Origin of the sequence: uncultured Campylobacter sp., from assembly GCF_938030785.1 — a bacterium.
GTDB lineage: Bacteria > Campylobacterota > Campylobacteria > Campylobacterales > Campylobacteraceae > Campylobacter_B.
In genome coordinates this window covers 18174-35474 of the sequence record NZ_CALHIK010000158.1, presented here as the reverse complement: position 1 = coordinate 35474, position 17301 = coordinate 18174, and the positions used below count along the sequence as shown (strand labels likewise).

The following is a 17301-nucleotide window of genomic DNA, read 5'->3' as shown; positions in this document are numbered from 1 at the left end:
TCAGGGGCGGGAGATTTCTCGCCCCTTTTTAAATTTAGACGCTACGCAGATGATCTCGTTTGCGGCGCATAAAGGCACCATCGATCTTGCAATGCAAAACAGGATAAATTTAGTAGCTCTGCTCTTATGCGATAACGATCTTATTAAACGCGCCGTATCCGCCCGCGTGAAATTTTACCGAAAGCGGCGCCAATGCAATTCCAAAATTCTACGCTTCTTTAAAATTCCACTCTTTCTATGCCGATTTAAAATTTTGCGATACGAAATTTCAAATTTAAAATTTATGGTAAAATTTCGTCAAAAAATTCCGCCGTAGCCGCTCTATGCCCTACTTTTTCGTAATTTTATAGAGCAAATTTCCGATACTTTGGATTATCTGCACGAGTACGATCAGGATCACGACGGTGTATGCCATTATATCGGGGCGGAAGCGCTGAAAACCGTAGCGGATCGCCACGTCGCCGAGCCCGCCGCCGCCGACAGTGCCCGCCATCGCCGTAAAACCGATGATGACGATGAGCGTAAGCGTAATCGCGCCGATGATGCTAGGCAGCGCCTCGACGAACATCACGCGAAAGATGATCTGCGTCTTGCTCGCTCCAAAGCTCTTCGCCGCCTCGATCACGCCGCTATCGACCTCCAGTAGCGCACTTTCGATGAGCCGCGCGATAAAGGGCGCCGAGCCGATAGTAAGTGGCACGATCGCCGCAGTGGTGCCAATACTCGCGCCGACAAGAAGCTTCGTAAACGGAAAGAGCACGATCAGCAAAATTATAAACGGAAAGCTTCGCAGCGTGTTTATCACGACGTCCAGCACGGCGTAGACGATGCGGTTTTCGCACAGCCCGCCGCGGCGCGTAAGGATAAGCACGATCGCGAGCACGAGCCCCAAAATAAACGCCAAAGCCGTGCTTACGAAGGTCATATACAGCGTCTCCAGCGTCGCGTTTAGCAGCAGTTTCGGAATCACTCCGCTAAAAAAATTTTGTATCCACTCTATCATATTTATCCTTTCAATTTGCGCCCGTTTGCGCTATACCAGGCTTTTGCGCCATTATAAGAATTTTTGAAATTTTAAAATTCTAAAATTTATCGCTCACGCAGCAGTAAATTTTATAAAATTTTACCGCTTAGGGCCCGTAAATTTAGATGAAATTCTATCTAAATTTAACGTGCGGCCTTAAAAACAAAGCTAAATTTTAAAATTTCAAATCCGCGCAAAATTCCGCCCCGCACTTCAAAAAATTTCAAATTTCTTAAATAGCTCGGGTTCATCCTGCACGATGCCCCGCTCTATGAGACTTGCTACGACTTCGCGGCTGCAGAGCGTCTCCTGCGGCCACCGGCGCGTATAGCCCTCCCACTCGTGCTTGCTCGTAGCATCGATGCAGATGCGATCGTCCTGCGCCACAAACACGTCGCGCAGCGCATCGATGCTATTTACGACGCGCCAAACGCTCATATAGAGGTTGCTCGCGTCGTTTCTCGCATCTGTAAAAATTAAAATTTTAAAATGCTCGCTAAATTTCAAAAGTCGCCGCCAGCTACGCTCTACGAGCTCTTTTTTGTCTATGTTTATCAACACGAGCGGATTTTTCGTATCGCAAAAGTGCTGCTTAAGCGCCAAAATAGCGGGCTCCTCGCTTTGAAATTTCGCTAGCAGCTCCTCATCGCTTAAAATTTGCGGCGCCTGCGAGCTTAGATCAGTCGTCGCATCGATACCGAGCTTGCCGCCGAAGCAGGAGTTCGGGCTTGCGTGATCGAGCTGATCGCACACACCCTCGCTAAAAACGAGGCTGCGCGCGCCTATGCGGTTTAGGACGTACTTCGTAAACGCTTCGTACTCATCTAAGCTCGGCGCGTCCTGCGGCACGAAAACGGCGTGTTTGACGAAGCTCATCTGCCCTACGCCCCAAAACGCGTGCATGATCTGCCTGGCCGCAGCGGGGTAGCGCACGGCGATCTTAGCCAAAATCAGGTTGTGAAATACGCCGTTCTCGGGCATTTTATAATCGATCAGATCGGGCGCGCTCGTGCGAAACAGCGGCAAAAAGATTCGTTCGGTCGCGTACCCCATAAATTTATCCTCAAGCGGCGGCTTGCCGACGACGGTGGCGTGAAATACGGGCGCGCGCTTGTGCGTGATCGCGCTAACCTCCATTACCGGGAATGGCTCTACTGGCGTATAATATCCGGTATGATCGCCGAAAGGCCCCTCCGGCTCGCTTACTGCGGGATCAACAAAGCCCTCGATCACGTAGTCCGCATCGGCGGGAACGTAAATTTCATTCGTAAGCGATTTTACGAGGCGAGCGGGGCTGCGGCGGATAAAGCCGTAAAGCAGCAGCTCAAAAATCCCCTTCGGCAGCGGCGCCTGAGCGCACCAGATATAGAGCGGATCGCCGCCGATCGCCACAGATACGGGCATCTTGCGCCCAGCTTTGCGGTATTCGTCGAAAAAGCCCGCGCCGTCTTTGTGGATCTGCCAGTGCATCCCCATGCGGTCGCGCCCGTAAATTTGCAGGCGATACATGCCGAGATTTTGCGTTTGCGAGTTCAGATCCTTCGTATAGACCTGCCCCATCGTGATAAACGCGCCGCCGTCACCCTCCCAGGTCTTAAGAACGGGAAGCTCGCCCAAATCGACGTCAGCGCCCAGATGCACGACCTGTTGGCACTCGCCGCGGCCGCTAAGACGCTTTATAAAAATTTTACGAAGCGAGATTAAGTGCGACAAAAAATCAAGCTTTTCGCTAAAGCTTTGCGGACGCTTCGGCTTTAGCAGGCTCTCAATCTCGGCGGCGATCTCGTCAGGTTCGCGACCGAGGATTAAATTTAACGCCTCGAAAGAGCCGAAAATATTGCTTAGCACAGGCGGCATCCGTTTGCCCTGCGCGTTTCGCACGTTCGTAAAAAGCAGCGCCTGCGAGCGCTCGCGCTTAACCTCGATGTAGCTTGCGTGCGCTATCTCAAGCTCGGTGCCGATCTGTTCCTTCACCTCGCGCAAAAGTCCGTTTTCGCGCAGAATTTTAATGTAGTCCATCGCCCTCTTTCAATTCAATAATTCCATAATGAGCTCTTGCCATATTATTTATCGCATGCACCGATAGCGCGCAATATGGCGATCATCCCCTCGGCTGCGACATCGTTTACGATCTTGCCGCGCTCGTTAAAGTAATAAAAGTTCATCACCCGCGCACTAAATTTTCGCCCCGTAGGTGCGATGCCCATAAAATCCTGCTTGTGAGTGCCGCTGTAAAGCCAATACACCGCCGCGCATCTCTCGTCCGCGACCATGTCCTGCATCGCCCACTGCACATCGGGGAAGCTCGTGCGCATCATTTTTACGATCGCATTGTAGCCGCTGCCGCCGTAAAGCGGATCTTTCGACGCGGGCGTGACAAACGGCGCTTCGGGATCTACAAGCTCGTTTAAAAGCGCTTCGTCCGCGGTATTTATCGCCGTCTCAAAGCGTTTCATAACGGCTTTATTCCGCTCTATTTTATCCTCGTGCGTGTTTTTAGCGCTTGATGCTATCGGCGCGATAGCCGCTACTGCGCCAAATTTAATAAAATTTCATCTTTTCATACCGATCTCCTTGAGACTAAAATAGACTTTTTTCTTGCGGTTTTTGATTTAAAAGCTGCAAGATCGCGCCTTTTTCCGCAAAAACCAGTGCGTAGTGAAACTCGGGCAGGCTCTTTAGTGCGCTTAGCTTATTGAAGCGAAAGTCGATCTTAACGCCGTCTAGGCGATCCTCCCAGCTAGCGCAGACGATAATTTTTTCGCGGAATTTTGCCCGCAAAAACTCCGCCTCGCGCGCAAAAAGCTCAGGATCGCTCTCGGCGATAAAAGCGCGGTAGCTGCCGCCGAGCGAGCTAACGTTGAAAAATCTATCCACAAAAATCGGCTCGAAATGGCCGAATGCGCTTAAGTTTTGAAATTTAAAGGGTATGTTTTTGCGCGAGAGATACTCGATCACGCCGCATAGCTCGGGCAAAAACAGCTGCGGAAAGATTAAGCTTGAATAATAAAGCCCGCCAAAAATGAAGCTGCTGTAAAATATCGAGCCACCGTAAAGCAGCCTAAAATCGTCGCTCGCAGGAATCCGGATGGGCGAGATACCGAGGCTTTGCAAAAGCTCGGCGTCGGTGGTGAAGTAGGTATTTTTCTCTTTGGCATTCATCAGACTGATGAAAAGCTCGCCCTTGCTGCGCGGAGCAAACATCAAATTTTTCGGCACGCTCGTGTAGCGCAAGATCTCGCTTTGCACCTCATTTATCAGCACGAAGCCGTGCCGCCACGTCTCGCCCAAAAATTTTATCAGTCGCACGAGCGCCGAGCATAAATTTTCGACCTTTATAAAGGCGATCTCGTCGTTGAGCGGCTTGAAGTTGTTATCGAAAATGATCGCGTACGCGCCGTTATCGATCGCGGTGCGCACGTCGCGCTCGTTTGCGCCGAGTGCTATGAAAGCGCCCTTTTTCGCGACCTTTGCGGGCTCAATCGCAAAGCTCTCGACAGCGGAGATTGCGGGATTATTTAGCATCGTTCCGTTTACGATACGGGTTAAATTTAATAAATTTACCATTACGACTTCCCTGCGGCGGAGTTTTTAAGAGGCGCGCTCTTTGCGGCGCGGCGCGGCTGCTTTGCGGTAGATGCGAAGGTTGCGCCGGACGCGGCGGCGTCTTTTGCGGCGATTACGGCAGGTGCGGCAGTATTTTTTGCGATGCGGCGAGATTTTGCGCTCCGAGAGGCATTTTTAGCCGCTGCCGATTTTACGCTAGCTGCGGAAATTTTATTTTGCGCGGCGCTTTTGGTGGATGCAGATTTAGCTACGGAGGTTGATTTTGCGACAGATGCCGAAGCCGCGCCTGCTGCGATATTTTTGGCAGTCGATGCGGTTTTTGCGATAGGTGCGGATTTTTTAGCCAGCGGAGATCTTTTTGCAGGCACGCTTTTTGTTGCTGCATTTTTTTTAGCAGAGGCGCTTTTGGAAAGCGAGGCGTCTTTTTTAACGCTCGCGCTAGAAACGCTTGCCGTGCGCTTTCTGCGCGACGCGGCGCTTGTATTAGAATTCTCGCTATCCGCGCTTGCGCGCTTTTTCGAACGCTCATCCGCAAGCTTATCGGTACGCGAAAACGAGCGCACTACCGCGCGTGCGCCGAGTTTTGCACATTTTAAAGCGGCGGACTTCGACAGCTCGCAAATGCCGAATGTTAAAATTTTACGCGCCGCAAATTTTAAAGCAACCCCCGCACCGAGCTTCAGCGCCAAGGGTGCCGCGCATACAAGCCCGCCCGCGCCGATCTTTGCGGCAAGTGAGGAGTTGCGGCAAAGCTTTAAAATTTTATCCGAAGCGCCGCTTTTTTGCGCGCAGAGCCCAGCCGCACCGCAGATAGCGAGCTTCGAAGCCTTGCGCGCTAGAGCCTTCATCGCTAACCTACGATCGCGCCGTTTTTTACGGGCGCGAGAGTGCTAAGCAGCGTGAGACTGCCGTCCTCGGCGCTTAAAATCATGCCCTCGCTGCTATGTTTAAAAATTTTAGCGGGTTTTAAATTTGCCAGCACGCAGATCTGCTTGCCGATAAGCGCGGCAGGATCGTAAAATTTCGCGATACCGCTGATGATTTGACGCGGCCTCTCCTCGCCCAAATCGATCATAAATCGCAACAACTTCTCGCTACCCTCAATGTTTTCGCACTCCAAAACCATGCCGACCTTGATAACGCATTTTTTAAAATCGTCGATTTTGATTTGAGCTTCGGTTGTCTCGCCTTTGGCTTCTTGCGCCGTAGCGCCAGAGCCGGAAGCGTTTGCGTTTAAATTAGGCGCGCTTTTTGCGGCGGCGTCTGTACTCGAACCGCTCGCAGAATTTGCAGCGCCATCCAGCCTATCGTAGTCCGCTTTCGGCATTAGCTCGTGATCGATCTTGGTAAAAAGCGGCTCGCACGGCTTAGTCTTAAAATCTAAAATTTCGCCGCGAAGCACTAGCTTCTCATAAAGCGGAGTGGATATTTCAAAGCCCAGCGTGTCCGCGATACGTGCCGCCGTCTGCGGCATCGCGGGGCTTAGCAGCACGGCAACGCTAGCCAGAATATTTGCAACCAATGCGACGAGAGCCAGCGCCCTATCTTGCTCGCCGTTTTTCATCAAATTCCACGGCTCGTATTTTGCGATCGAAGCATTTGCGAGCGCAAGCGCCCTCCAAAGCTCCTCCAAGTATCTATTGGTAGCGACCTCCTCAAGTGCGCTAAGTGCTGCGCTCAGATAGGAGTTCGCCTCTTCGATCTCCGCGGTGAAAAATTTCATCATGTCTTTGGAATTTATAATGTAATCCGAGTATTTTGCGCTCATACCGACGATGCGGCTGAGGAGATTTCCAAGCTCGTTGGCAAGCTCGGAATTTACGCGGTTAATGATCGCTTTTTGCGAAAAATCGCCGTCTTGGCCGAACGGCACCTCGCGCAATAAGAAATACCTAAACTGCTCCAGCCCGTAGGCGTTTGCGACCTCGCGCGGATCCACGACGTTGCCTAGGCTCTTGCTCATCTTTTTGCCGTCGCGCGTCCACCAGCCGTGAGCTGCGACGCTGCGCGGCATATTTAGCCCCAGGCTCATCAAAAACGCAGGCCAATAAACGGCGTGAAAGCGCAAAATGTCCTTGCCTACGATGTGCAGCGCGTCGCTCCAATACTCCATCCGCTCGCCGCCTGCGCAAAACCCAAGCGAGCTAAGATAATCCATTAGCGCATCCAGCCAAACGTAAATCACGTGTTTCGGATCGTTTAGCTCGGGCGGAATTTTAACGCCCCAATCAAAGCCCGTTCGCGTGATAGAAAGATCCTTCAGGCCGCCTTTTACGAAGCTTACGACCTCATTTTTTTTGCCTAGGGGAAGGATACACTTTTCGTCCTCATACCATTTCAAAAGCCGCTCTGCGTAGGCGCTAAGTCTGAAAAAATAGCTCTCCTCTTTTAAAATTTTAGTCTTTTTGCCGCAATCGGGGCAATATTCGCCGTCGATCAGCTGATTGGAAGGGATAAAACTCTCACAACTTACGCAGTAGTTGCCCTCGTATTCGCCCTTATAAATGTCGCCCTTTTCATACATCTTGCGAAATACGTTTTGCACCGCCGCCTCGTGCGCGGCATCGGTAGTGCGCGAAAACATATCGTAGCTGATGTCAAACTCGTCCCACAGGTCTTTAAATTTAGCGCTCACGCCGTCTGCGTATTGCTTCGGGCTTTTGCCGTGCTTAGCTGCGGCTTCTTCGATCTTTTGGCCGTGCTCGTCGGTGCCCGTTTTAAAAAAGACTTCGTGTCCTTGCAGGCGGTAAAATCTAGCCATCGTATCGGCGATAATCGTCGTGTATGCATGACCGATATGCGGAACATCGTTTACGTAATAAATTGGCGTCATTATATATTTTTTCATTATTCTCCTTAAGTGTGTAGGACTATCCTACTGCCCTCCGGGACCGGTATTGGAAGCCAAAGTATAATTTACATATCCGGTCTCGGGTTGAATCGTAATAATTGCGTGTTCATTTGCGCTATTAGTTAATGTAATGGTGCAAGGAGCAGTAATCAAATTAGCATAAAGCGGAACGTTAGCCACCTGTCTCATAGGCCTACCTTTACTATCAAAAGCTATCGTAGCATTTCCCCCTTGATTGCAAGCAGCACCAAAATCTACATCGACGATATCATAGCTTCCACCTAAATTTAGCTTTTTATTCATCCTCGCACTATTGGTATTGGCAGGTTGTCTAGCAAAGCCGGAAGTGAGCAGCTTATTAGGATTTTGCGGATCTGCGGCAATGGAAGCCAAGCTATTAGGCTGACCGTTTGATCCTGGAAAAGCACCATTATCCCAATATACGTTATAGCGCCACCCTGCCGCGGAACCCGGCGCTCCTTGATTCGTAAACTGAATTCTCCACAGCCTTCTAAACCAATCCGGATCGTTCGCATTAAATTTATTATCGTTCATCGCAAGCTGCTGCGTGTAACGAATATGAGCGGTGATTTGATCCGCCGCCTCCACTAAACTGTTTCGATTGATTTGAGGCACTGCCACGGCCGCTAAAATTCCAACCACCACGATGATGAAAATCAGCTCAATCATAGTAAATGCTTTTTTCATAATTTTTACCTTTCATAAAAATTTTGTTTATATTTTAACATAAAATTTCGCAATTAGCACGCCTTGCTTGTAAATATCTATACTTTGTGTCGAATTTTCAGAATTTCGCTCATAAATATACGCATCCTCGCCGCTTGGCAGGTCGTAAAATTTCAGGCGCAGGCACAGCTTTTTATTGTCGCAGCTTACGCTTTTTACTCCGCGATCTTTTAGCTCGCTCGCTAGCTCTTTGGCTACGTCAAATTTATAGATGAAATGCCGCTGCGGTTTGTTTGCAAACACCGCCTTATACATCACGTCGCTAAAAACCACCGCAAAGTAGCTAAACATCAAGCTTGCCAGCGTCACGCCCACGGCAATCTTGTGGAAGGTGCGAAATTTAGGCAATCTAACTCGGTATGAATTAAACAAAACCCGAATAATCAAAGGGGTAGCGATGACGCAATACGGCAACGTCATCTCAAGCGCCACGCGCTGTCTTAGCGAAAAAAGCATCGTCAGACAAAGCGCGCTCGTGGCGATGAACCAAAGCAGGCTCTTTTCCTCTTTTATCCAAATTCTATAGATCGTGTAGATGAAAAATAAAAACACTAAAGGCGAAAACGCGCCCGCAAAAACGCCCACGGTGTCTAAAAAATACCCCTTCGGCTTGCCTTCCGAGCTCACGTCGTAAAAGATCACGCTGAAGCTAAATAGCGCTATGCAAAGCAGCAAAAGCTCCTTTTTACGCGTATAAAGCGCCCAAATTCCAAAGCCTACGTAGAGCATAAAAAATGCGCGGTCGATCAGGGCGCAAGCAGAGAGAAGCACGAAAAGCGCGATATTGTATTCGCTCTTTGCAAAATAGATCGCCAGCAGCGTGAAAAAAACGATGATGCCCGCCGGATTTAGTAAAATCGCGCTACTCATAGACGCAGGTAGCGCCATAAATAGCGCCGTAGCGACCACTCTATCGAAGCGGCGCTTTAGAATAAATTTTGAAATTTTATAGATCATCGCGGCATTTGCGAAGTGGATCAAAATAAACGGCACGCGCAAGGCGTAGTCGTTGCGTCCGAAAATTTCGCAGCTTAAATTTGCGATTAGCGAAACGAGGGATTTTTTATCATAAAAAATTTCAGCCTCGTAGTAGCTGATGCTTAAATTTGAGATCGCATAAAGCAAAAATATGCCCTGAAACAGGCACATCATGGAGATTACGAAAATTTCGTTTTGATAAAGCTTCTTCACTCTCATCCTTGCTGCGGGCGCTTTAAATTTATGGCTAAATTCTACGACTGAAATTTTATAAAATTTAAGCCACCAAATCCTTTAAAATTTAGCCGCTAAATTTAACCGCGCACCGCTTCATTCCTCTATCGTATAATTTTCCCAAAAGAAATTTATCCACTCATCCGTCTTTGAAATTTTAAAATCGGGCTGGATAAGCGCCTTAGGTTTGTAAAAAATCACCGCGGTTTTAAGCTCTATTTGCGGGAATTTCTCCAGCAGCACGCGCTTGATCTCGACCATGCTATCGCCGCTGTCGATGATATCGTCCACCAGCAGCACGCGTTTGTAAAGCTCCAGATCGGGCACGTTGAAAACGTCGATGGTGTCGAGCTTTTTGGTATCTGCGTAGTGGATGGAATTTATCGAAAATATCGTCCGCATATCAAGCGCATTGGCTAGCGCGTGACCGAATGTGAGCCCGCCTCTAGCGATCGCCACGATTGCATCGGGCATAAATTCGTCCCTAACCTGCTTTGCTATAACTCTTGCGTCGCGATCCATCTCGTCAAAACTATAAAATCTCATATCTTTCCTTAAAATTTAATGCATTAAAAATACTAAAACGCTAATCGCGCCAAGCGTCAAAACGCCGAAATTTAAATCTTTTATCCTGCGCTGAGCGAGTCTAACTACGATATAAGCAATAAAGCCGAAGCTTAAGCCGTTGGTGATCGAGTAGGTAAAAGGCATCAAAAACACTATGAAAAACGCAGGGATTAAAATTCCGGCGTCGCTATAATCGATCTTGCCAAGCTCGCTAAACATCAAAACCCCGACCATTACGAGGATAGGGTAGATCGCATTTGCCGGAATCGCCTTAAATAGCGGCAGCATAAACAGCGTCAGCACGAAAAATATAGCACAAAATACCGCGGTAAGTCCCGTGCGACCGCCCGCTTCCACGCCGCTTGCGCTCTCGGCAAATGCAGTAACCGTACTCGTTCCTATAACGGCTCCCGCAACGCTGCCTATCGCATCGGAGGTTAAATTTCTAGATAGTTTTTTCATACCGTCCTTGCTACCCTCGCCAAATAGCCCCGCGCGGTTTCCCACGCCGGTGAGCGTACCGATACTATCGAATAGATGGGTGATAAAAAACGTGATTATAAAAGGCACGAAGGCTAGCTTTAGCGCTCCGGGGATATCTAGCTGAGCAAATATCGGCGTTATGCCGCTTGGCGTGCTTACTACGCCCTGCGGTGCGGGCGAAATTCCCGCCACCCACGCCACGCAAGAGGTGATCAAAATGCTTAAAATAAAAGCAGCTTTTACCTTAAGCACGAAGAGCACAAGTACGACCGTAAGCCCGAAAAGCCCGAGCAAAACGTTCATATCTTTAAAATTCCCAAGCGTGACAAGCGTAGCTTCGCTGTGTGCGATGACGCCCATCTGCTTAAGTCCGATGAAGCAGATAAAAGCGCCGATACCAGCGCTTATGGCGCGACGCAGATCAAGCGGGATCGATCTTATGACCCAAATACGAAAATTCGTAAAAGAAAGTACGGTAAAAAGCGCCCCGCTTATCGCTACGATGCCAAGCGCGCTCTGCCACGGCAGTTTCGCATCCACGCACAACGCAAAGGTAAAATACGCATTTAGCCCCATGCCGACGCTAAGCGCTACGGGGGTATTCGCAAAAAGCCCGTTAAATAGCGTCGCGATTATCGTAATAAGCGCGGTTGCCGTAACCAGCGCATCAAACGGCATACCTGCGATGCTCATAATGTTAGCGTTTACCGGCACGATGTAAATCATCGCCAAAAACGTAGTAAGCCCTGCGATAAGCTCCTGCCTTACCGACGTTTTCGCGGCGGCGAGATGAAAGAATTTCTCCACTTGCTCCTCCTTTAGAATTTATTCGTAAATTTCGATCTGATTATACAAGCTGTCGCGCTCTACGGGCACAAAGCCCGCCGTGCCGATCATATCGATAAAATCGCGCTTGCTTTGTCCTTTTTTACTACCGGCGCCGGCGCTGCTTTGAATGCTTTCGTTCTCGATCGTGCCGTCAAGATCATCCGCGCCGAAATCCTGCGCTACGAGGGCTAAATTTAAGGTCGAGGTCGCCCAGTAAGCCTTGATATGCGTGACGTTATCAAGCAGAATTCTACTAATCGCGATCGTTTTTAAAATTTCGACCGAGCCCAAAAAGCCCTTCACGTCCAGATAGTTGTTCTCGCGCTGATACACGAGCGGGATGAAGGCGTTGAAGCCGCCGCCGTTAGCGCGAGCCAGGCTCTCGTCTTGCAGCGCGCGGATACGCAAGATGTGATCGATGCGGTGTGCGCGGCTTTCGATATGACCAAAGAGCATCGTGGCGTTGCTCTGACGCCCGCGCGCATGCCACAGCGAGTGGATACGCAGCCACTGCTCGCTTGAGACCTTGCCTTTGCAAATTTGATCCCTGATCCGTTCGTCAAAAATTTCGGCGCCGCCGCCCGGCATCGAATCGACGCCGCTTTGTATCATCAGCTCTATCGTCTCTTCGTAGCTCATCTTCCACTTTCGCCACCAGTAATAGATCTCCGCCGCGGTCATCGCCTTGATGTGCAGAAGCGGGTATTTTTGCTTTATCGCTCTGAAAATTCCCAAATATTGCTGCGGCGTAACGAATGGATTGTGCGAGCTTACGATATGAATCTCCTTCGTGCCGCGCGCTACCGTCTCATCCACGATACGCATGATCTCATCATCGCTCATCGTGTAGGCGTTTTCGTTCTTGCGGTGCGCAGAAAATGCGCAAAATTTACAGGTATCTGCGCATAAATTTGAAGGATTGATATGACGATTTGCGTTGAAATAGACGTTTTTGCCGTTTTTTTCTTTGCGAATTTTAAAGGCGAATTTACCCAGATCGAAAATATCCAAATCCCATAATTTCACGCCGTCTTCGTAATTTAATCTCTCGCCGCTTTGTAGTTTTTTTAAAATTTCCATCGATTTCCCAAGCCAAATTTTGTGCTAATTATATAATTTTTTGCTTACAAAACGGATAAGCGGACTAAATTTAGAGCCGAATTTCGTTAATTTAAAATAGCGTAGTAAAATGGGCGCCAAATTTTAAATAAGGAAAGCAAGATGTGTGGAATCGTAGGCTACATCGGAAATGAAGAGAAGAAAAAGATCGTACTTGACGGCCTTAAAGAGCTGGAGTATCGCGGATACGACAGCGCGGGGATCGCCGTGATGGACGAGAGCGCAAATATCAAATATTTCAAAGCGGTCGGCAAGCTGAATAATCTGGAAGATAAGATGAAAGATTACCAAAGCAGCGGCTTTGGCGTCGCGATCGGGCACACTCGCTGGGCGACGCACGGAAAGCCGACCGAGCTTAACGCGCACCCGCATTTTGGAGATTTTAGCTTCGTCGTACACAACGGCATCATCGAAAACTACGCCGAGCTGAAGGACGAGCTTGAAGCGGACGGCGTGAAATTTTTAAGCCAAACCGACACCGAAGTGATCGTGCATCTTTTCGAGAAAAATTTCAAGGCGACAAACGACGCGTTTAAGGCGTATGAGGCTACGATCAAACGGTTAGAGGGCGCTTATGCTACGCTTTTGATCACAAAGGCCGCTCCGGGCGAAATTTTCTTTGCCAAAAACGCAGCCCCGCTTATCGTCGCAAAAAACGATAAAAACGAAATTTTCTTTAGCTCCTCGGATGCTCCGCTCATCGGGCTTGCGAATACGGCGGCGTATCTGGACGATCAAATTTACGGCGTCGCCAAACTCGGGCAGATCGACGTTTTTAAAAAATCTAAGCCGCATAATTGCGCTTTTAGCGAGCTCCCAAAGGACAAGAGCTACGCGCAAAAAGAGGGTTTTAGATTTTTTATGGAAAAAGAAATTTACGAGCAGGCGCAAGTCGTAACCGAAACGATGATGGGGCGCGTAATAAAGGGCGGCAAGATAAAATTTGACGAGCTTGACGAGGCGCTGTTTGAGGGGATCGACGAGGTCGTGTTATGCGCCTGCGGCACGAGCTATCACGCCGCGCTCGTAAGCTCGTATCTTTTTGAGCGCATAGCCAAAATCCGCACAAAAGTAGAAGTTGCCAGCGAGTTCCGCTACAAGGAGCCGTTTTTGAATAAAAACGCCCTTTTCATCGTCATTTCGCAAAGCGGCGAGACCGCCGACACCTTAGAGGCGCTACATATCGCTAAAAAAGCTGGTCTTAGAACGCTTGCGATCTGCAACGTCGATAATAGCTCAATCGTGCGCATGGCGGGCAGCGTGATTCTAACTCGCGCAGGCATCGAAAAGGGCGTAGCCTCCACAAAGGCTTTTGCGACGCAGGTAATGGTGCTATGGATGTTCGTCGTGTATCTTGCAAATCTGCGCGGCACCGTCTCCGCCAAAAACAACGCGAGCGAAATTTCGGCGATGCTTCATATCCCGCAAATTCTAAAGATCAAAGACGGCTTGCAGGATAAAATTTACCGCATGAGCAAGCACTACCTGCACGGACATGGCTTCTTCTTTATCGGGCGCGATATTTTCTATCCGCTCGCTCTCGAGGGCGCGCTCAAGCTCAAAGAGATCTCATATCTGCACGCGGAGGGCTATCCGAGCGGAGAGATGAAACACGGACCGATCGCGCTTGCGGATTCCAATCTTTTTACGATCGCGCTAATGCCCAAAAATACGCTTTATGAAAAAACCAAAAGTAACGTAGAGGAGCTTGCCGCGCGCGATGCATATATCTTGGCGATCAGTCCCGAAGAGCCCGAGGTCGCGGATGATTTTATCAAAACGAGCGAGCAAAGCCACGCGATGAGCGAATTTTTTGAGATGATGCTGATTTTGCAAATTTTAGCTCTTGAAATTTCCGTGCGACTCGGCAACGACGTGGATATGCCGAGAAATTTAGCCAAAAGCGTAACCGTAGAATAATTCACTTTTAAGTTTTTTTTTACTAATATATCCGCCAGAAAGGCGGGGTTATTAGTATATGAAACTTACGGGATTTATCAGAGGCGAAAACGTCATAGTCGCTACCGGCGGCGTCGAGTACAGCTACGAAATGCTGGGCGAGCGCGATTCTACCTTAACGGACGGCGATGAGGTAAGCTTCGACACATTAGCATCCAGCGCGATAAATATCGAGCGCGTGGACACGTCCAAATACAAGGATCGTGCGGCGCAAAAAGCGGCTTCGCAGGCAAAAGAAGCCGCGAAGCAAAATAACGACTGGACTTCCGATCCTAAAAATTTCATAGAAATAGACGCAGCAGAGGAGTCGTCTTCTCAAAATTCCGCCGAAAATATCGCAGAGGATAGATCCGCCGCAAAAGTAACAAAAATTGCGAAAAAATTTAAAAATTTCAAACTTCCTCGCAAAGCCAAACCCTCTGGTGCAAAAAAACCTAAATTTTTGGGATTTGAGTTCGTGCAGATGGACGATCCACGCGAGGGCGAGAGCCTCGAAAGTAAAATTTACACCAACCCTATCCGAATGAGCGGTATCAAGGCCTACATTATGCCGCTTATTTTAATCGGCATCGCTCTGATCTTTAGGGCTCAGATCACCGAGTCACTGCTGTCATTTAAGCAGATCCAAGAATATGTCAATCAAAACACCGTTTCGCTCACCTTTGATCTGTTTATCTATCTGATCTTTGCGCTGAGCTACATTTTGCCGCTAAATCAAGTATTTATCTTCCTGTCGGCAGCCAGACACGATCAATACGCCGTGCGGCAGATCACGAGCTACAATATCTTTTTAATAATCTGCGTCGTCGCCACGGTTTTGCAGAATGAAACCATAGGGCTTGACGCCTACGTGGCGATCTTTAGCATCGCAGTGGCGCTGTTTGGACTGCTGTCGTATTGCTACAAGCTCAAGGCGTTTTTGTATCTCATCTTCACGACCAAGGGCTCCTTGCCGTTTCTCATCGCGATTGCCGTAGAGCTCTGCGCTATTATCGCAATCGGCGTAATGGACGCGTTTGCCGGGCTTCCGGCACAGATCGCGCAAAGCACCGGTATAGATTTTAATACTATGGCGTGGAAACATATCGTTATTTTCGCAATCTCCGCGCCGTTTTATATATTTTCGTTCATCTGTTTGCGCCGCATAAAAAAGGCCAAAATTTAAGCTAGCGCTCGCGCAACTAAATTTAGCCTTTTAAATTTAGCGGTGCGAGAGTTTCTACCGCCCATAGATCCATGAAATTTAAATTTAGCCCGCTAAATTTTAACTGGGAGCTAAATTTTGCCTTAACGCGGTTTGTTTCAAAAAAACCCTACCGGCGCGCCCCGCTCCATTAAAATTTTAAATTTCGCGCTATAAATTCCTTGCTCCGTAGCTAATTAAATTTCATCGCCCAAATTTTGTCGCGTTTAAATTTAGCCGCCCGCCGCATTAAAATTCCGCCCCGCCGCCGCGGCTAAATTTAACTATCGCGCTAAATTCCGTGCCCTCGCCCGCCGAAATTTAATCTCGCGCCCCGCTTCGTGCGGCGTAGAATTCCCGCCTAAACTCCGCAAACCGCCCGTGCATGATCGCCTCTCTCATATCCTCGGCAAGGCGCAGGTAATAGTGCAGATTGTGAATGCTCGCGAGGCGGTAAAAACTAAGCTCGCGCCCGCGAAATAGATGATTTAGATAGCCGCGGCTGAAGCGCTTGCACGTGTAGCAGTCGCAGTGCGGATCGATCGGATCGTGATCGCTGATAAAGCCCGCGTTTTTGATGCTGATCTTGCCGAAGCTCGTAAATAGCGTACCGTTGCGGGCGTTGCGCGTAGGCATCACGCAGTCGAACATATCCACTCCGCGAGCGACGTTTTCGACGAGATCCTCGGGCGTGCCGACCCCCATCAAATATCGCGGGCGCGCGGGATCGACGTATGGCATCATAGCCTCTACGGTGTCGTACATCAGCTCGTTTTTCTCGCCCACGCTAAGCCCTCCGATCGCAAGCCCGTCAAAGCTCATCTCGCACAGCGCTTCGGCGCAAAATTTGCGCGCCTGCGGGTTGGTGCCGCCCTGGATGATACCGAAGATGTTTTGATGTGCGTGCAGGCCGCGAGATTTCATAGCCTCGTGATAATCTATCGCCTCGCGAGCCCATTTTATCGTGCGTGCGACGCTTAGATCGATCCGCTTTTTAAGCCGCGATCTATCATCGCTGCTAAGCGCGCCGGGCTCGCGCGGCAGCTCCACCAAATCGTCCAAAATCATCATAATATCGGAGTTTAGCTCATACTGCGTATCCAGCACCGAGCGCGGCGTGAAATAATGCGTGCTGCCGTCAATGTGGCTTTTAAATTTTATGCCGCCCTCGTCGTTTTTAGTGTTTGCGCGCAGGCTGAAAGCCTGAAAGCCGCCGCTGTCGGTCAGAAAGCTGCGGGGAAATTTCGTAAATCCGTGCAGCCCGCCGAACTCCGCCACTACCCGTGAGCCGGGGCGCAGATACATATGATAGGTGTTAGCAAGGATGATCTGCGCGTCTAAAAGCCGCTCTATGTCCGTCGCATCGAGCGCTTTTACCGCGCCCACGGTGCCGACCGGCATAAAAACGGGGGTGCGGATCGTGCTGTGCGCCGTGCGGATCGTGCAGGCGCGCGCCGCGCCGTCCGCAGCGTCTATCGTAAAATCCATCTTGATCCTTTAAATTTTGCTTCTTGCGCGCACTCGGCGCGAAATTTTAAAAAGCGATTGTAGCGAAATTTAAATTTGCAGCAGGTAAAGAGGAGTAAATTTGAGGATATTATGAAGCGTTTGCGGATTAAAATTTAAGTAGCGAGCGAGCAACACAGCCGCTAAATGCAAAATTTACCGGCTCTCTTATAATTAAAATTTAATCGAACGTTGCGAATTCAGCAGCGTTAAACGGCGTGCTTTGTATTGTAAATTTAAAGACGCGCCGAGATA

At 49.3% G+C, this 17301-nt stretch carries 15 protein-coding genes; 3 read left to right on the top strand and 12 right to left on the bottom strand.

Annotated features, from left to right (window positions below):
* Positions 1–316, top strand: a 316-nt coding sequence (locus tag Q0438_RS09435) for a hypothetical protein (RefSeq protein WP_299190393.1), incomplete at its 5' end; no start/stop codon positions are given.
* Between the two features lie 12 nt (positions 317–328).
* Here Q0438_RS09435 and Q0438_RS09430 read toward each other — a convergent pair.
* From Q0438_RS09430 to mqnE, 11 genes are all read right to left on the bottom strand, one after another.
* On the bottom strand, positions 329–1003 hold the full coding sequence (locus Q0438_RS09430) for a methionine ABC transporter permease (RefSeq protein ID WP_299190392.1): 675 nt from the start codon (positions 1001–1003) through the stop codon (positions 329–331).
* A gap of 234 nt (positions 1004–1237) precedes the next feature.
* On the bottom strand, positions 1238–3043 hold the full coding sequence (locus Q0438_RS09425; protein WP_299190391.1) for a menaquinone biosynthesis decarboxylase: 1806 nt from the start codon (positions 3041–3043) through the stop codon (positions 1238–1240).
* Positions 3044–3087: 44 nt separating this feature from the next.
* Entirely contained in the window at positions 3088–3480 is a 393-nt protein-coding gene (locus Q0438_RS09420) for an ester cyclase (RefSeq protein WP_299190390.1), read from the bottom strand.
* A gap of 124 nt (positions 3481–3604) precedes the next feature.
* Complete coding sequence (locus Q0438_RS09415; protein ID WP_299190389.1) at positions 3605–4591, bottom strand: hypothetical protein; 987 nt, start codon at positions 4589–4591, stop codon at positions 3605–3607.
* The gene (locus Q0438_RS09410; protein ID WP_299190388.1) at positions 4591–5439 is read right to left on the bottom strand and encodes a hypothetical protein; all 849 of its coding nucleotides are present in this window, start codon (positions 5437–5439) and stop codon (positions 4591–4593) included. Before Q0438_RS09410 ends, Q0438_RS09415 begins: the two co-directional genes overlap by 1 nt.
* Before the next feature lie 2 nt (positions 5440–5441).
* The gene (metG, locus tag Q0438_RS09405) at positions 5442–7439 is read right to left on the bottom strand and encodes a methionine--tRNA ligase (RefSeq protein WP_299190387.1); all 1998 of its coding nucleotides are present in this window, start codon (positions 7437–7439) and stop codon (positions 5442–5444) included.
* A 27-nt stretch (positions 7440–7466) separates the two neighbouring features.
* Positions 7467–8150, bottom strand: coding sequence for a type II secretion system protein (locus Q0438_RS09400; protein WP_299190386.1), 684 nt, complete (start codon positions 8148–8150; stop codon positions 7467–7469).
* Positions 8151–8177: 27 nt separating this feature from the next.
* Positions 8178–9386, bottom strand: a complete 1209-nt coding sequence (locus Q0438_RS09395) for a hypothetical protein (protein ID WP_299190385.1) — start codon at positions 9384–9386, stop codon at positions 8178–8180.
* Between the two features lie 111 nt (positions 9387–9497).
* On the bottom strand, positions 9498–9947 hold the full coding sequence (locus Q0438_RS09390) for a phosphoribosyltransferase (RefSeq protein WP_005871628.1): 450 nt from the start codon (positions 9945–9947) through the stop codon (positions 9498–9500).
* Between the two features lie 15 nt (positions 9948–9962).
* Positions 9963–11258, bottom strand: coding sequence for an NCS2 family permease (locus Q0438_RS09385; RefSeq protein WP_299190384.1), 1296 nt, complete (start codon positions 11256–11258; stop codon positions 9963–9965).
* Positions 11259–11276: 18 nt separating this feature from the next.
* Positions 11277–12359, bottom strand: a complete 1083-nt coding sequence (gene mqnE / locus Q0438_RS09380; protein ID WP_299190383.1) for an aminofutalosine synthase MqnE — start codon at positions 12357–12359, stop codon at positions 11277–11279.
* Positions 12360–12500: 141 nt separating this feature from the next.
* On the opposite strand from mqnE, the gene glmS reads away from it, so the two are divergent.
* Both glmS and Q0438_RS09370 read left to right on the top strand, forming a co-directional pair.
* Positions 12501–14318: a glutamine--fructose-6-phosphate transaminase (isomerizing) gene (glmS, locus tag Q0438_RS09375; RefSeq protein WP_299190382.1), complete on the top strand. Its 1818-nt coding sequence runs from the start codon at positions 12501–12503 to the stop codon at positions 14316–14318.
* 58 nt (positions 14319–14376) lie between these two features.
* Entirely contained in the window at positions 14377–15522 is a 1146-nt protein-coding gene (locus Q0438_RS09370) for a hypothetical protein (protein ID WP_299190380.1), read from the top strand.
* A 339-nt stretch (positions 15523–15861) separates the two neighbouring features.
* On the opposite strand, the gene tgt is transcribed toward Q0438_RS09370, so the two are convergent.
* Positions 15862–17028 (bottom strand): tRNA guanosine(34) transglycosylase Tgt, encoded by a 1167-nt coding sequence (tgt, locus tag Q0438_RS09365; protein ID WP_299190378.1) that lies wholly within the window; start codon positions 17026–17028, stop codon positions 15862–15864.
* Positions 17029–17301: the final 273 nt, after the last annotated feature.

Bases quoted from the DNA above. Each gene is read 5' to 3' on its own strand.
- Q0438_RS09425 (WP_299190391.1), bottom strand. From the start codon at position 3,043: ATGGACTACATTAAAATTCTGCGCGAAAACGGACTTTTGCGCGAGGTG.
- mqnE (WP_299190383.1), bottom strand. From the start codon at position 12,359: ATGGAAATTTTAAAAAAACTACAAAGCGGCGAGAGATTAAATTACGAA.
- Q0438_RS09400 (WP_299190386.1), bottom strand. From the start codon at position 8,150: ATGAAAAAAGCATTTACTATGATTGAGCTGATTTTCATCATCGTGGTG.
- metG (WP_299190387.1), bottom strand. From the start codon at position 7,439: ATGAAAAAATATATAATGACGCCAATTTATTACGTAAACGATGTTCCG.
- Q0438_RS09420 (WP_299190390.1), bottom strand. From the start codon at position 3,480: ATGAAACGCTTTGAGACGGCGATAAATACCGCGGACGAAGCGCTTTTA.
- glmS (WP_299190382.1), top strand. From the start codon at position 12,501: ATGTGTGGAATCGTAGGCTACATCGGAAATGAAGAGAAGAAAAAGATC.
- Q0438_RS09390 (WP_005871628.1), bottom strand. From the start codon at position 9,947: ATGAGATTTTATAGTTTTGACGAGATGGATCGCGACGCAAGAGTTATA.
- tgt (WP_299190378.1), bottom strand. From the start codon at position 17,028: ATGGATTTTACGATAGACGCTGCGGACGGCGCGGCGCGCGCCTGCACG.
- Q0438_RS09430 (WP_299190392.1), bottom strand. From the start codon at position 1,003: ATGATAGAGTGGATACAAAATTTTTTTAGCGGAGTGATTCCGAAACTG.
- Q0438_RS09395 (WP_299190385.1), bottom strand. From the start codon at position 9,386: ATGAGAGTGAAGAAGCTTTATCAAAACGAAATTTTCGTAATCTCCATG.
- Q0438_RS09415 (WP_299190389.1), bottom strand. From the start codon at position 4,591: ATGGTAAATTTATTAAATTTAACCCGTATCGTAAACGGAACGATGCTA.
- Q0438_RS09370 (WP_299190380.1), top strand. From the start codon at position 14,377: ATGAAACTTACGGGATTTATCAGAGGCGAAAACGTCATAGTCGCTACC.
- Q0438_RS09410 (WP_299190388.1), bottom strand. From the start codon at position 5,439: ATGAAGGCTCTAGCGCGCAAGGCTTCGAAGCTCGCTATCTGCGGTGCG.